Raw genomic sequence first — 15683 nt, forward strand, 5'->3', positions numbered from 1 at the left:
CGACGATCCCGCTCGGCCGGCCGCGCCGACAGCATCCCTCTGGAGGACTCATGAGCCAATACGACAAGCGCAATCCCCTTGACCTGTACCCGGCTCCGCCGTTCCCGCCGCAGCCGCAGTCGCTGCCCGGGCTTGCGAAGGACATGGAACCGAACCCCGACCACGGCGAGGGCACTTACGTCGGCCTCGGTCGGCTCCGCGGGTTCCGCGGCGTCGTCACCGGTGCCGATTCCGGCATCGGCCGGGCGGCGACGATCGCCCTCGCCCGGGAAGGCGCTTCCTTGGTGCTGTCATACCTCCCCGTTGAGCAGCCGGACGCCGAAGCCGTCCGCGACCTCCTCGTCAGCGAGGGACACAGCATCACTCTGTTCCCGGGAGACCTCGCCGACGAGCAGTACTGCACCGACCTCATCGACCGAGCGGTGGAGGTCCTCGGCGGACTCGACACCCTTGTCATGGTTGCCGGCCACATGGCCAGCAACGACGACATCCTCAAGCTGGAGACCGCGGCAATCGACCGGACGCTGAAGACGAACGTCTACTCCCTGTTCTGGTTGACCAAAGCCGCGATCCCCTACATGGACCCAGGATCGTCGATCGTCACCACCGGCTCCACCCAAGGGGTTTACCCGTCACCGAACAAACTTGACTACGCCGTCTCGAAGGGTGCGGTCGGGGTGTTCACCGCAGCGCTCGCGCAGCACGTCGCCCCGAAGGGCATCCGGGTCAACTCCGTCGCGCCTGGGTCGGTGTGGAGCCCGATGCAGCCTGCATCTGACGACGTCGAGACGGTGTCTGCATTCGGCGGTGACACTCCGTACGGCCGCCCCGGCCAGCCCGCGGAACTCGCCGCAGCGTACGTGCACTTCGTCAGCCCGGAGTCCAGCTTTACGTCGGGTGCGACCATCACGATTGCTGGCGCGACTCCCACTGTGTAGTTGGTGACCAGTTTGCGAGCCGGGTGGCGCGCGAAGGGAACCGATGTGCAGCGGGGGGGGGGCAGGACACGTCCCTCTCGTCGCTTGTTCCGCAACCTTCGCCATCAGCAGCGTTGAAAGGCTGCGGGGCCTGATATCCGGGGAACTGCCGCCGGCAACGGAGTCCCGGTCAACGACAGCCGGAGTTCGAACCGACGACACGTCTCATTGCCGGGCTGTTTCAGTGAACCGGCTGGTTCGGATGGGCACAAGCTTGGTGGTCAGGCCGGCTGGTTTGCGGTACCGAAACCCCGTTGGATAGGCGATGACATGCAATGGGGGGTTCGGAATGAGCCCCCCTCCTGGCTGTCACTCGCTCCTAGAGTCGGAAGTGTCAGCGAATCCTACCGGCGTATTGGCCGCCGCGACGCGACCAGCACGTCAACCTGGCGCACGGACATTCGGACTCCACCACCTACCGCCACTTCTGGCATCCGCACGGCTGCGTCGTGCGAGTATCTGAAAAGGACCTGATGACCGCTCCCGCGCTCTCAAGAGCCGCTCGCCGATCTGCGCCTCGTCTGTTCCCCTGGACACCCATACTGATCCTGGGATTCGCCTGGTTTCTCGCGGTAGCGGTCGAGCTGGGACCCTCGGGCCTGCTGACAGACATCGCGGATGACCTCGATGTAAGTCTCTCCGCCGCTGGAACGCTCACGACGTTCTACGCACTCGGTAATGCGATCCTCGTGCTTCCCTTGACCTCTTTCGCGCTGCGATTCTCACGCCGTCCCGTCCTCGCCGTCGTGATGGCGGCGCTGACCCTTAGCACCGCGGCAGTCGCCATTGCGCCGCACCTGGTCCCGGCTGACGTCGGCCGCTTTGTTGGCGGCGCCTCGTACGCGCTGATCTGCACCCTGTTCCCCGCCGTAGTGCTTCGTATCGCGGGTCCCGGCAACGGCGCGAAAGCGCTCACCGTCGTGTTCACGGCAACGAGCCTGGGAACCGCATTTGGCGCCCCGGTCGCTTCTCTTGCAGGTGCTGCGGTGGGATGGCGTGCCACTTTCCTTGGGACCGCAGCGCTCATTGCCCTCGCGGGCGTTCTGATGTGGTTCGTCGTACCGGCGGTTCGTGAGCAGCAGCACAAGTCCATCGGGCTGGTTCGAACGATTCGCCTACCAGGCGTTATGCGCGTCGCGATCGCCTGGTCGCTGACGATGCTGGCGCACTTCGTGGTGCTCACTTACATCGACGCGTACCTCCAGGACTACGGCATTCCGAGCTACGTCACGAGCATCGCCCTCGCGGTTTCAGGCGTCGGCGGCATCATCGGAACCATCGCCATCGGACGCCTCTCCACGCGTAGCTTTTACGCCGCACTGCTCAGTGCCCCGGCTGCCGTCGCGGTCGGCCTGGTTCTCGTCATCGTCGGCCAAGAGAACCTTCCCGTCATTCTGACTGGCGTAGCGATCTGGGGTGCTGGGCTCGCCGCGACCGTCGTCGTCTACCAACAGGGTCTACTTGTTGTCGGGGCGAAGGCGCCCGAAACAGCCACGAGTATCGGTGTGCTCCTAGCTCAGTTGGGCTTCGCCGCCGGATCCACGGTCGGTGGCATCACGATCAACCTCATCGGTATTCGCGCAGTCCCGGGTGTCGCCATGGTCTTCGTGGCCGCTTCGATCCTGCTCACACTGCTGCTCAAGCGCACCGTCACCGAAGCGGACCCTCACGCTCACCTCTGACCAGCGACGACAACACCGCGTGTCGCTGGAGCCTTCTACGCTGCGCGTATGGACATCACACGAGAACGAGTTACAGCGCTAATCGGGCCACTGCGCGCGATAGCAATGGACCAGCCGGACAAACAACGATTAACACGGGCGCAGCTGGAGGCGTTGACTGCTGACGTCGCTGCGACCGGCCGTCAAGACTGGATCGCGATCGTGGACGCCGCGAACCAGGCACCCGACGGTCACGCCGATGAACCTCTCGAGGCGCTCATCCGTCACCTCAGCTGACCTCGGCTCGAGCGCCACACGCGGACATGGGTATGGCCCGGTCGTGACCGACCAGGCCATACCCATTCCTGCACCCGTGAAGCGACGCCCTTAGCGCTCCACGGCGGGCAGCGGTTCGGCGAACACGCGGAACTCCGACCCTGTCGTGTGCTGCTCCCAGAGCGTGTGCGCGAGGACGTCTGGGTCGTGGGTGGGGTGCCCCGGGGCGATTGCGTTCGGGATGATGAGCTGATGCACCCGAATACCTTCGGGCTGCAACGCGTCGTGCAGCATTTGCCCGTAGGCGCTCTCACCGGCGAACCCCGTCGACGTACCTGCGACCTTCGCGTTCGGGCGGGCGGCGCTGCTGCCGTTGATGAACAGCACGGTTCCAGTTCCGGCCTTCCGCATTCCCGGCAAGACGTGTTGTACAGCTCTCGCCGGCGCGAGAACCGAGAACGCAACGGCCGCCTGCAGCTCGCCGACGGTCGTGTCAAGGACGCTCTTCAAGAACTCCTTCGCAGGCAGAGGACTGTACGCGAGAACCTCGATCGGCCCCAACGCATCGGTCGCCTGGTCAAGAGCGTCGCCGAGCGCGTCCAAGTCATGGACATCAGCGGCAAAGCCTCGAGCTGTGATCCCTTCGCCGGCCAGTTCGTTAGCCAGTTCGTCAACTCGTTCCTGGTTTCGAGCGATGAGGGCGACGGCGAGGCCTTCGCTGCCGAAGCGCCGTGCAATTGCGGCGCCAAGGCCTCGGCCTGCGCCAGTGATGGCGATGGTTGACATACAAGACTCTTTCCATTGTGGCCGCGATGACGCGGCTCTCTGATACTGGTCGACCTGGGTTGGAACGAGACAGTGTGGCTTTGCCGTAGCGTGCCGCTACTCGATCCCCGCGGGGCCGGGAGGGGTGAAAGCCGCGTCATGCCTTCAGCATTCAACCGGCGATTGCGGACGTCGGACACGGTGCGCTTGGGTGACGGCGATGCTGGCTGCGAAGGCGATAGCAGCGGCGACTGTCATTACCATGCCCAACGTCAAGGCGGTTGTCGTGCCTGCTGCTCCGACAAGCGGTGCCGTGATTCCGCCGAGCGCGAGACGTGAGGTTCCCAGCAGGGAGGCCGCCGTTCCGGCCATGTGGGGATAACGCGAAACCACCAGGGCAGTACCGGCGGGGGACATGATGCCGATGCCAGCGACCATCAGCACGACTGCGCCGATGAACGCTGCAGCATTGGCGTGGGTGATACCCACTCCGAGCACGGCGGTAGCGCCAGTGAGAATGACACCCACGCCGACTGTGAGGGTGCGGGCCTCTCCCCGGCGCTCAGCGAGAGCCCCGCCGAGGTAGCCACAGATCACGAACGCGACCGACCCGCTCCCGAAGGCGTAGGAGTATGCAGCTGCGCTGAAGTGATACTGACCTTGTAGCACGTATGTGGCGCCGCTGAGGTAGGCGTACAAGCACGCGTTCGCGAACGCGACGGCGGCTACGACGCTGACCACTCGCCAATCACGAACCAGAGTGCGGTAGTTCCGTAGCGTGTGGGCCACGCCGCCAACCACCCGGCGGCTCGTCGGCAACGTCTCGGCGAAGGACACGGCGACGAACAGGAAGATGCCGACGCCGAGCAAGGCCAGCACGATGAACACTCCCCGCCACGGCATGATCGACGCCAGCGCCCCACCGATGAGCGGCGCGACGATGGCGGCGGACCCGCTCAGCACCGCCAACCGACCGTAGAAGCGCACCAGCCCGCCCCCGGCGTGTGTGTCGCGGCCGGCAGCTTGCGCGATCACCATCCCGAAGCCGCCCGCCACCCCTTGCACCAAGCGGGCAGCCGCCAAGGACTCCACAGTCGGACTCACAGCGCAGAGTCCGGAGAACGTCGCATACGCGGCGACGCCGATCAGGAGCACACGACGTCGCCCAAACCGATCCGACAGGGGGCCCGCGACGAGCTGCCCGATAGCGAGCCCGACCAGGCACGCCGACAACGTCACCTGCGCGATCGAATCGGACGTTCGGAACTCCCGTGTGATCGCGGGCAGGACCGGGAGGTAGAGGTCCAACGAAAGCGGACCGAAGACAGTGAGCACCCCCGTCGCGACGGTGAGGCCTACCGACAGGCGACGGGAAACGCGCACACCGGTACGAACGGCCGCCTTCTCAACGTCTTCGGACACGTGCATCCCTCTCCACTGCCCGTCGGGCCACAACCGTGGCTACTTGCCACCGAATCGGACGGTAGGCGGAGCGGCGCCCTTCTGAGGGGTCCGGACTCGAACCCCCAAGGAACGAGCAGATGCAGCGGCGGCCGGAACGACGGAGTGGTCCGATCGCAACCCGGCAGGAAAACTTCCGTGAAGCAACCCGAGGCTTCAGACGTGATGTGACAAAATCCCCGATGAGCGTACTGTTCGGGCTTCGTAAAAATTGCGAAGAAGCATCCGTGACCGGTAGGGTTGCCGCACCCGCAGCGACGGTAGAGGTTGCGCGACCACTCCCCGCTCGCGGAAGGACCAGATGCGCCGTGTGGATGGCATGCGCACTGGTCGGGGCGCCGCCGTCTGCTTCGCAAGGGCGTGGCGGCGCCCCACCCAAACGCAATCCTACGAGCCCGCATTCTGGCGCCCGTCCGACGCGCCCCGCTGGCTATGCTCCCGTTCGCGACGTGCAGTACGAACCCAGTACGAGACGGAGTTCGGGCTTTCGCTCAGCGCTACTGCGATTATTCGCGCGGACAGTCCACGGTCCGACAAGGCAAGCATCAACGCTTTCCGGTCGCGGTCCGCGGCGTGAAACGCTTGGTTCCTCTCGACCGCAGCGGCGAGCAGCGACTCGTCGGCGCTGTCGCTCCCATGAGTCAACGCAGCCGCCTCACGCATCCGCCGCCTGCTCAGCGATGCTGTCGTCGGCTTCGAGGTGACGCGCGCGGCCAAGGCGGATCCAGTCGTGCGCCGTAGAACGGCTGACGCCCACCCCGGCAGCGATCGTTCGTACCGAAACGCCGGCTTCGTTGAGATCCGCGACGAGATCCTGTAGCGCCTGTTCCTTGGCGCGCACCTCGACGTAGTACGAGTGAGCAACCTGGACGAGCTTGCTCGCGTCAACTACTCGCAGGGGCTGAGCACGTTGGTGGTCGGTCATGGGTGCTACCTCCGGTTGAGAAAACCGGTCTCGCCATTGCATGCCAACGACCGGCCTGGCAGGATGCCAGTAACCGGTGGATGTTCTGTTGAGTGTCTGCTGGAGTAGCGCGATGATCCCTGCCAGGTTCCTTACGCTCCACAGCCTGTGGCCCACGAGGCCACGATTGGCGTGCTCGCACACGCGTGCGCTCAGTGTAGGAGCGCACCGCGACTCCCGGCAATAGCCGGCGGACGAGCACCCGGCCTCAGGAGCTGCCGTGCCTCGTCCCGCACGCACCGAAACCGTTCAAGTCGTCATCGGTCAAGGTCTTCCCCCGCGTCCGCTTGCCGAAGTCACCGGTAAGGACGTGCTCGATCAGAAGGCCGCCCGGATCATCCGGTCGTATCAGGGACAGCGGCACAAGCCGGTGTGGCGGTGGTTCGCCACGACGCGGCGGCTGATTCTCTGCGAGTCGCATCTGGAGGCGGTGCGCCTCGACATCGCCGACTTCGATACCGCCGTCGTCGCAGCGAAAGCGCAGCCGTTCTGGGCAGAGGGCAACTTCCACGGGAAGCGCATCGCGCACGTGCCGGACTTCCTGTTCGAACTTCGGGGAGGGCGGTTCCTTCTCGTCAACGTGAAGCACCCGAAGTTCGCTTCGACCGAGCGGGCGCTCCGCGCCTCCGCGTGGGCAGCACACCTGGCGCGTAGTCGTGGGTGGGACTACGAGTACTGGACCGGTGAGCATGAGGTCGGGCAGTTCGTCCCGAACGTGCAAGCGCTGCACGGCTTCGCGAACCCCGCGCGATTCTCAAGCGACCTGATTACAGCGGTCCGCTCAACCGGCGGGCTTTCCATGCAGGAGATCGTCCAGGAGTTGCCGTTGTGGGATCCCCGACAGGTTCGCGCGACCGTTCTGCACCTCCTCTGGACTGGTGCTTTCCGAGCGGACCTGACCCTTCCCTTCGATAGCTCCACGAGGATGGAGCGACGGCCGTGATCGCGGACGGTGTGTTCGAGGTCCAGCTGAACATGCTGCTCACCGTCGGAGACGAGGTCGGCCGTGTCATTCAGCTCACGCCGAATTGCGGCGTCATCGTCGCACTCGGCAACGGCACGAAGATCGGGCTGACCGCACACCAAGTCGCCCTCGGCGCGAGGGGCTCATCGCTTCCGCCGGTCCATCGGGACGACTTGCACGAGACCCTCTCGTCGGCATGGGCTATGGCTTCAAAGGCTGCCCGGAAGCGCGCAGTCTGGAAACAGAAGCACATCTTCGAGCTGAAGACCGGCTTCAAGCAGGGCTACAAACCCAAACCGAAATCCACCCCGAAGAAGGATTACGACCCGGCACTGCCGTGGGCCCGACGCATCCAGACGAAAGCGTCGCAACTGGACGTATCCGTGCAGACGATCCGCAACTGGGTCGAGTGGGAACGCACCGGAGGTGCGCCGGCGCTCCTGGACAAACGATCAAGCAAACGAGGTCCGTTCGCCTCGATCGACCCGCAATGGATCCTCGCCGCCCGGAAGTTGCTGAAACAGCGGGAAGGCGAGTCGAAGATGAGCGTTCGCAACATCGCCGAACAGCTTGACCGTCAACTACGCGACTCGGCCATCTTCCGGCCGTCGATCGAAGCGGCGATGACCGCGCTCGAGGCCATCGTCGGCAAAGACAAGGACCTCCACGGCGCTCGGGCGCGCGATCGGTCGAACAAAGCGGTCGGCAACGGGGTGCACGGACTCCGCATGGCCGCCTATCCGGGCCACATTGTCGTCCTCGACGCAACACCGCTGAACGTACGTGTGTACGACCCGAACTCGAACACCGTGGGCGGCTGCGAACTCATCCTGGCCATCGACCTGTTCTCCCGCGCGATCCTCGGCCTGACGCTCGTGCCCACGGCCCGGTCCGTGGACGTCGGAGCAGTCCTCTGGGAAGTCATCAAGCCCTATCAGGGCCTACCGGGCGAGCTTCCCTACGTTGGTGTGCCGCATGCGCTGCTCGTCCCAGACGACCGGTACGCCGGAGTTCGGGAGCAGCCACAGCGGGACGGCACCCATCAGGGGCCGCGGACCGGGCTCGGTACAGGCGTAGTCCCTGACACGCTCGTCGTCGACCACGGCTCGATCTTCGTCTCCCACCACGTTTTCGGCATTGCGCAGAGCCTGGGCATGACCATCGAACCGGCGAACATCCGCATGCCGAACCAGAAAGGACAGGTGGAGCGGTCGTTCGGCACCATGGAACCGTTCCTCGAACATCTGCCCGGCTACAAGGGCGCGGACATCAGCGGCCGCGGAGCGGACCCGGATGCCTCCGCGGTACTCGACATACGGTCCGCGGAAAACCGCATCCGCGGCTGGGTGCGTGAGGTGTACAACGAGTCCTGGCATGAGGGCATCACCATCCCAGACGCCTCGAAAACGAAGTGGACGCCTCGACGAGCGTTGGAAGTCGGGCAAGAGCTGTGGGGGACGCCAGTACTACCCGTCGACGAACGTCTCGCGATGGCGTTCCTTCCGTACTTCGTGCGGACGATCGGCTCCGCCGGCGTCGACGTCAACGGGTTCCGCTACAACGCTGAGATCTTCGGTCCGTACCGCAACAAGCCCAACCCGGCCGGAAACACCGACAACCCCTCCGGCTACGTCATGCGTGTCCACCCCGGCGACATCTCAATCCTGTACTTCGAAGATCCGGTGACACACGACGTCCATGAAGTGCCATGGCGCTACCGCGACTACGTCGGCCGGTCCTTCTCCGCCGAACACCTGCGCCGAGCCGAGGAGATGTTCGCCGGCGACCCCGAGCCGGTCCCGAAGCACGTGATGCTCCGCATGTTCTTCGATCGCGTCCACGAGCACGGCTGGGACGCCACCGCGGTCGAACGTCGAGTGGCGCAACGCCAAGAAGGGTTCGACGATCCGGTGCAAGAGATGATGCGCCAAAGCGACAACGTGTTGCGCGACCCGACGCTCCTCACCGACCCGCCCGAAGAACACCCGACAGATCCGCCGGAGAGCCAGCGCGGCTTCGCATCCGATGACGACGACAGCGACGAGCCGGACGCCGAGTTCGATGCGGAACTCGACCTCCTCAGCCTCATCGACGCGGAGGACGCGTGAACAAGGGACGCGCCGTGGCGCTCGATAGCGGCTACACCCTCGAACCCGGCTTCCTGCGCTGGCAGGAGAGCCTCGAAGCACCCGCAGCGTTGCAGCGACCAACCCGGCAATTCCTCGACAGCCTCAACGACGCCGAGCGATCACGGTACGAAGACGACCGCCGCACCGCCCACGCGACAATCCCGGTGATCGTCACACCGCAGTACGAGGCACTCCGCGACTGGTTAGGGGGCCGAATCCGGAAAAACGGACGCTTCACCACCGGCAAACGGCTCTGCTTCGTCATCGGTGAGCCGTTCCAAGGCAAGTCCAGCTCCGTCACACGGATCCTGCAGCAATTCGAACTTGATGATGTCCGAAAGTACGGCACACACACCGCACGAGGCCTCCTCCGATTGAGCGTCGCGTCGATCAGTCTGTGGCGAACCGAGAACCCGACCTCCAAGAACGTCGCTGTCGCGCTTGCCGAGTACTACGGCATCCCCGACGTTGACCGGAAGACGGCTCTGATGCTTCTGCGAGAGGTGCAGTCTGCCGTCGAGCGGCACGAAACGATGGTCATCTTCGTGGACGAGGTGCACTACTTCGGTCGCTCGGCGAAAGCCCGCGAGGAACTGACCAGCTATTTCAAGTCCCTGATGGACCATCTCCACGTCACTATCGTGCTGGCAGGAATCGGCATCGACCAGCTCATCGCCGAGGACACTGCCGGCATCGGCACACGCTCACAGCTGTCCCTGCGCTCCTACCGGCCCTTCCGCCTCGGCGGGTTCGATACCAGCACACACGAGAACCGGAAGAAGTACCTCCAATTCGTCGGCGCCCTGAGCAACAAGCTGCTGCTCGCCGATCAACCCCGCGAACAGCTGCAGCTGGAGTGGGGGCTCTGGCTCCTCGGCCGCAGCGGCGGACGCACCGGCCTGCTGGTCGAGATCGTCGTCGACGCGGCTGACGCAGCGATCCACGCAGGCCGGGAGCATCTGCTCCTGCAAGATCTTGACAGCGTCGACCTGCCACGCGAAGCCGAACGAGGACGCACCGTCGACCTCGAGCGGGTCACCACGAAAGTCGAACTCTCGGAGTGGCTCCGATCAGGGCGACTACTCACACGATCGGATCCAGCACGGTGACGTATCGGCTTCCGCTGCGATTGCCGGTGTCGGACGGCGAATCAGTCCTCAGCATGTTGAACCGGACAGCACATCTGCTCGACCGAACCCTCGACGACATCATCCGAATCACAGGTGCCTCGACCGCGCGGGACAAACCCAAACGGCTCGCGCACCTCGAACGCAGCGCACTGACAGAATCGGAACGCCTCGGCATAGCGAGCGCCCTCGCGATCAGCCCCGAACAGGTTGCAGCGGGGACCGTTGAACGGTTCCACAACCGCGGCCTCGTACTCGCCAAACGTGGCTCGCGTGTCACCCACTTCACCCTGTGGTCAGAACCCGACCGCGGGGCCGTTTGCCCTGATTGCCTGCGACAACGCACTGGACGGCAGATCGAATGGCGGCTGGCGTGGACGTTCCTCTGTCACCGCCACGGTCGGCTCCTCATCGACACCTGCCCGTACTGCCAGCAGCGCATCCCGATCAACAGTCCCGGACACGCGCTCAATCCGAACGCCTGCGGCGCAGACAGCGGCGACGGCGCATGCACGTTCGACTTGACGATGACCAGCGGTGAACGCGTCGATGAGTCGCATCCCATCGCCGTCACCGCCCATCGGCTCCGCCAACTCATCACCAGCGACCGTGATGACCAGATCGTCTCTGACGAAATCAACGACTATCGTGCCGTGGCGGTCGGGCTGCTCAACGCTTGCGACGAACCCGAACTCCGGGCACGCGCGCACCTCACGGACACCGCGATCAGCGGCCTCTGGCGCAAGAGTGAACGCGCCGGAGCGGCACCACCAGCGGAGACGCTCTTCACCGCAACTGTTCTGACCGGCGCCGACCGCATCCTCCACAGCGCCGACAGCCGAGAACGGCAGGCGTTGATCGCACCGCTGCTCATGGACTCAGCCGCCCGCGCCGCGGACCGAACCCCCTTTGCGCAACTCCGGGCGTACTGGCCATACTCGCAACGCTTCGAACGTCTCGCGTTGCAAGTACTCGACCGCAACCTTGGGACCGTCGACCGGCTCCGATACCGTTCACCCACCCAAGGTGCAACGCAACCCGACCGGTTCTCGCAAGGGGACTCGAATCGCATCGCGGGACAGACACCGCAACTGTTCTGGCCGCAACTGGCATACCTGCTCGCCGCGAACGCCGACGGCGACGCCGACACCTACCGAGCCGCACTCAGCACCGCGTATGTGCTCATCGGCCGTACCGATCGCAGTGTCGCAGCCGTCCACACCCTGCTCGGCTGGCCGGAAGGCCACGCGCCGCAGTTCCGCGGTGCCCTCCTGGGTGAAGCGACTCCCCGTGAAGCCACCATCCGATGGCTCTGCGAATTGCGCGGTGACTCACCGTTCCACGCCGCTCCGTTTCTCGTTGACTACCGTCGGCGGCGGGCAGTCGACATGCGGCCCAAACTCACCGACGCCCTCTGGCTGTCGTTGTGCCGGGCCCTCGATTGGCCGCCATCAACACCGCTACGCCGCCGCTGCGTCGCCTGGTTCATCGGCCGACGCATCACAGGGCTAGCACGCCCGACCGTCGACGTCCCACCCACCGCAGCGCAGTACACCGCGTTCCTTCTCGGCCTGCGCGTCGACCACGCAATCGTGCTGAACTCGTTCGCGCAATACATCGTCAACGCCATGAAAGTGCCCGGCCCCGCTCTCGCGCAACCTCCACTTCGCCCGCGCCATCTGGCGACGATGCTGGAGGAATCGCGATGGAACAACGACCGGCTCCGACTCGACGCGCTGCTTCAGCAGCAGCCGTCGAATACGCTCAGCCATCTGGAGGGCGCACTCGGGATCAGCAGTGTCCGCTTACGCCTCCTCCTCGAACACCGAACCGACGCCGTCGATGAACAGTTGGTCGCCAACCGATCGTTTCTCCGGCCGAGGCCCGCACGAGGTTGAGCCGTGCCGTTCCCACCGCACCGGCCGTCGTTACCAAACCGTGATGCCGGCAATCCGACGCACGATGTCCGACGGGTGTTGTCAAACAGCGAGGAGTTCCACCCTTACGCCGCCTGACTTCTTACAGTACGCATTTGTCATACGAGCCGAGCCCGCAGCGCGACCCGCCTCAGGCGAGGCGCTAGCGAACCGGCTTCCACCTGATCTAGCGTGCCAAATCCGGTTGGCTGTCCTGCCTTCCGCGCGCTGCGTCCGGTTTTCCGGACGCCCTGAGATGGAGGTTGGCGAACGTGACATGGCGCCCTGCTGACAGCTCCCACACCCCGGAGAATGAGGTCGCCGTCGCTGGCGACTGGCACGCAGACGTCCGGCATGTTCCCGCGCTTCTGAGCAGGATCCACCTCGCCCGACCGAACGTTCGCACGGTGTTGCAGCTCGGCGACTTCGGCATTGGACGACGCTCCGCCCCGACGTTCATCGACACGATCGAACGTCTTGCGAACACGTTGGACCTGCGAGTGCTGATCACGCCGGGCAGCTACGACGACTGGAGCGCGCTGCGCCTGGCGTTCCGCGCTCGCCCACAGTCGCCGTTGCAGCTGACCGAGCACATCTACGCGTTGCCGCGCGGCTGCCGTTTCACAATCGCCGGGCGGAGGTTCCTATCGTTCGGTGGCGGGGCGTCTGCGCGGTTCGTCGATGCGGAAGCAGGCTCACAAACGGTCGTGCCCACCGCTGTCGAGGTGGATCGTTCAGTTGCTGCGGGGGCAGTGGATGTGCTGCTGCTGCATGAGGCCGTCGATGATGCGGTCAGACAGGTGGCGACGAAGATCCGTTACGAAGCGCGCCGCCAACGCCAGTCCGCATCGGTCCTCGAGGCCTCGCGTGCCTCCCGAGCGCTCGTGACGGATCTCCGGAATCGTCTCCGTCCGGCCGTGACGCTCCACGCGCACATGCATACGCGGGGCGCGCATCGAGATGCAGCGTCGACGGTCATCAGCCTCAGTCGGGAGAGCCGATCGGGCAATGTCGGTTTCCTGTACCTGCCGACGTTGCAGTTCACCTGGCTGGAACAAGCCACAAGTCAGGCAGCATCCCATGCGCACTGAGAACCTCAGTTTCGACGACGCCTCGAGCGACGTGCAGCGGAGGCGCCGAAACGGGCTCAGTTCCGCGGATCGCAGACGGCAGCCGTTCGAGCGCGAGAGCAACGGTGGCTTACAGATCGCCGATGAAACAGGCGTCGCGGTGTCGACGGATTGGGAGTCCATCACCGCGCTCGCGACCGAGCAGTTGACGCGCGTCACTGCTGCCCGTCCCGACATCCGCACCGTCCTGCACCTCGGTGACCTACGACTCGACCCCGACATCGGATCGGGCACCAGCAGATTCCTCCGCAAGGTCAACCGCGCGCTGGAATCGTGCGGCGTGGAGCGGCTGCTCGTCACGCCCGGAAATCACGACGACTGGGAGCGCATGAGCCGCTGGTGGACGCAGCATGACGAGGCCGCGTACCGCGTCGCCAGCCGCATCTGGTTCCTCAGGCCCGGCACGCGCTTCGTGATGGCCGGGCGCTCCATCCTTTCGTTCGGTGGCGCATCAGCTTTCGACCGCGCCCACCAGCCGTGGTGGCCGCTGAGCATGCCGGACCCGGACCGTGCCCGCAGCGTGGCCGCTCAGGGGCCGTGCGATGTGCTGCTGACACACGAGGCCGTCGGCAGCGGGATCCGCGCCGTCCGACGCGTCATCGACGGCCCTTCGTCCTGGCCCGTGGAGGAGATCGATGACTCCATTCGGTCGCGAGCCGTCGTCGACGAACTGCGCGGCGCGGTCCATCCGGCTGTTGCACTGCACGGACATATTCACCGGGCTGGCTTGGAACGTACCGAGGGCTCTCTGACGGTTGCTCTTGCCGGTCGACGGCCGGAGTACAACGCGGGTTTTCTCGACCTTCCGACGTTGACCTGGCAGTGGTTGGAGGACGCAGAACGATGACATCCTTGACCCGGAAACTCGGTGCCTTCGTCCTCGATCTGGCGGCATCGCAGCACGGTCTCCTGACTGCCGAGCAGCTGCCCATACCGCTTCACAGCGGTCGCCGTCACCTGCGCGGACTCGCTCGCGTTGGGGAGGTCACCCTCCTTGAGGCAGGTGTCTATCTGCATGCCAGCCATCCGCAGACCCCGACGATTTTGCCCCTCGCCGCGTACATCGCAACACGCCCAGACCAGGCACTCACAGCCCGGCGCAGCGACGACCAAGTGGTGGTCCGTGGAGCCGGCGCCGCAGCGGTCTGGGGGCTCAACGGACTGTTGCAGGACACCGTCATCTGTTCCCAGCAGCCGACACCGCAGCATCGTCGCTTCGCGGACGTTCAGTACGAGACCGGCTCGCTCGCACCGACGGAGATCGTCCGGCGCGGCGGGTATCCAGTGCCGTCCATCGAACGGGTCATCGCGGACGCGCTTCAGTTCGATGGCGACCTGGAACACGTCGCAGACGCACTGCAAGTCGCGCTCTGGCAGCACTACATTCACCTGCCCACCCTGCAAGCGTTGGTTGAGGAACAAGGCTCCGACGCGATGAACGGAACGCAGACCTGGGGCTACCTCGTAGCGGCTGTCGGAGGCTGGCCGCATCACGACGGTTTCCAGTACCCCGTTCGGCCCGACGTCAAACGGCGCAGGATCAGCACACCCGGCCGGCGCTCTTCAAACGCCAGCTCCGTCCCGGCCGCATCGACCACACGTCACGACGTACGGACCGCCGCGCCGCAGATGAGCGGAGCGGGCAATGCCTTGCGCTCCCATCGTGCCGAGGTCGCGCAAGCGGACGATCTCGACGATCCCCGTTCGCTTCTCCGCCAGGTGGAGCGCGGCGTGCCGATCGTCCTCCTGCGAGGCAATCACCCGGTCGCTACCCTCCTGCCGATGCGCCGGAATTCTCCTCGGATCCGCTCGCATCGAGCGTCTCGTCTGAGGACGTCGATCGTTCGCCAGGAGGTTGCGTCCCAATGACTTCCTCACGCCTGGACGCTGCGGAAGGGATGCGTACCCTGAGCCGCTACCTCGTAGCGGAAGTCGACCGCTCCGGCCGGCTCCCACCGCTGCTCAAACTGCACTGGTACCCACACGAGTCCGAGGTCGCACTGGTCGGCGACGTACGCCGAGGCCCGTACGCGCTCGCGATGCTCCTTGCCCGCATTCGCTTCCGCCGGCCACGGGTGCGCTTCGTCCTCCTACTCGGCAGCAACGGATTGCCCACCTCCCCGACGTCACGCGCAGGTCGACTGATTCGCTGGATGGCATCGTCGAACAAGCAAACGTTGCTGATCACCCCCGCTGCAGGCGAATGGCCGGCACGTCCAGCTCGACGACAGGACACACCCGGTCTTCCGCAGACGGTCGTGCTCGGTGACGCGGTGACCATCCTGGGTCCGGGAGTGCGCCTCCGGTTCGGGC

General features: G+C 65.3%; 13 protein-coding genes. 10 read left to right on the forward strand and 3 right to left on the reverse strand.

Annotation, left to right across the window (positions count from 1 at the left end):
• The first annotated feature begins 143 nt into the window (after positions 1-143).
• The 3 genes from ACIPYW_RS06105 to ACIPYW_RS06115 all read left to right on the forward strand — a co-directional run bounded on the left by ACIPYW_RS06105 (position 144) and on the right by ACIPYW_RS06115 (position 2935).
• Positions 144-938 carry an SDR family oxidoreductase gene (locus ACIPYW_RS06105; protein ID WP_400411759.1) on the forward strand — a complete coding sequence of 265 codons (795 nt, stop codon included), beginning with the start codon at positions 144-146 and terminating at the stop codon, positions 936-938.
• A 512-nt stretch (positions 939-1450) separates the two neighbouring features.
• On the forward strand, positions 1451-2659 hold the full coding sequence (locus tag ACIPYW_RS06110) for an MFS transporter (RefSeq protein ID WP_400411761.1): 1209 nt from the start codon (positions 1451-1453) through the stop codon (positions 2657-2659).
• A gap of 48 nt (positions 2660-2707) precedes the next feature.
• Positions 2708-2935 (forward strand): hypothetical protein, encoded by a 228-nt coding sequence (locus ACIPYW_RS06115; RefSeq protein WP_400411763.1) that lies wholly within the window; start codon positions 2708-2710, stop codon positions 2933-2935.
• Between the two features lie 90 nt (positions 2936-3025).
• On the opposite strand, the gene ACIPYW_RS06120 is transcribed toward ACIPYW_RS06115, so the two are convergent.
• The 3 genes from ACIPYW_RS06120 to ACIPYW_RS06130 all read right to left on the reverse strand — a co-directional run bounded on the left by ACIPYW_RS06120 (position 3026) and on the right by ACIPYW_RS06130 (position 6065).
• Positions 3026-3700 (reverse strand): SDR family NAD(P)-dependent oxidoreductase, encoded by a 675-nt coding sequence (locus ACIPYW_RS06120; protein ID WP_400411765.1) that lies wholly within the window; start codon positions 3698-3700, stop codon positions 3026-3028.
• A gap of 144 nt (positions 3701-3844) precedes the next feature.
• Positions 3845-5101 carry a multidrug effflux MFS transporter gene (locus ACIPYW_RS06125; RefSeq protein ID WP_400411766.1) on the reverse strand — a complete coding sequence of 419 codons (1257 nt, stop codon included), beginning with the start codon at positions 5099-5101 and terminating at the stop codon, positions 3845-3847.
• Positions 5102-5795: 694 nt separating this feature from the next.
• The gene (locus tag ACIPYW_RS06130; RefSeq protein WP_400411768.1) at positions 5796-6065 is read right to left on the reverse strand and encodes a hypothetical protein; all 270 of its coding nucleotides are present in this window, start codon (positions 6063-6065) and stop codon (positions 5796-5798) included.
• A gap of 259 nt (positions 6066-6324) precedes the next feature.
• Here ACIPYW_RS06130 and ACIPYW_RS06135 point away from each other — a divergent pair, with 259 nt between their 5' ends.
• The 7 genes from ACIPYW_RS06135 to ACIPYW_RS06165 all read left to right on the forward strand — a co-directional run bounded on the left by ACIPYW_RS06135 (position 6325) and on the right by ACIPYW_RS06165 (position 15239).
• Positions 6325-7047, forward strand: a complete 723-nt coding sequence (locus tag ACIPYW_RS06135) for a TnsA-like heteromeric transposase endonuclease subunit (RefSeq protein ID WP_400411770.1) — start codon at positions 6325-6327, stop codon at positions 7045-7047.
• A complete protein-coding gene (locus ACIPYW_RS06140) occupies positions 7044-9176 on the forward strand; it encodes a hypothetical protein (RefSeq protein ID WP_400411773.1) in 2133 nt (710 codons plus the stop codon). Before ACIPYW_RS06135 ends, ACIPYW_RS06140 begins: the two co-directional genes overlap by 4 nt.
• Complete coding sequence (locus tag ACIPYW_RS06145; RefSeq protein ID WP_400411775.1) at positions 9173-10306, forward strand: AAA family ATPase; 1134 nt, start codon at positions 9173-9175, stop codon at positions 10304-10306. The genes ACIPYW_RS06140 and ACIPYW_RS06145 overlap by 4 nt, the downstream gene beginning before the upstream one ends.
• Positions 10303-12222 (forward strand): TniQ family protein, encoded by a 1920-nt coding sequence (locus ACIPYW_RS06150; protein ID WP_400411777.1) that lies wholly within the window; start codon positions 10303-10305, stop codon positions 12220-12222. Before ACIPYW_RS06145 ends, ACIPYW_RS06150 begins: the two co-directional genes overlap by 4 nt.
• Before the next feature lie 425 nt (positions 12223-12647).
• On the forward strand, positions 12648-13331 hold the full coding sequence (locus ACIPYW_RS06155) for a hypothetical protein (protein ID WP_400411778.1): 684 nt from the start codon (positions 12648-12650) through the stop codon (positions 13329-13331).
• Positions 13321-14217 (forward strand): metallophosphoesterase, encoded by an 897-nt coding sequence (locus ACIPYW_RS06160; RefSeq protein WP_400411781.1) that lies wholly within the window; start codon positions 13321-13323, stop codon positions 14215-14217. Before ACIPYW_RS06155 ends, ACIPYW_RS06160 begins: the two co-directional genes overlap by 11 nt.
• A 5-nt stretch (positions 14218-14222) precedes the next feature.
• Positions 14223-15239, forward strand: coding sequence for a hypothetical protein (locus ACIPYW_RS06165; RefSeq protein WP_400411783.1), 1017 nt, complete (start codon positions 14223-14225; stop codon positions 15237-15239).
• Positions 15240-15683: the final 444 nt, after the last annotated feature.

This window comes from Curtobacterium sp. NPDC089689 (genome assembly GCF_044749145.1).
In the GTDB taxonomy this organism is placed as follows: domain Bacteria; phylum Actinomycetota; class Actinomycetes; order Actinomycetales; family Microbacteriaceae; genus Curtobacterium.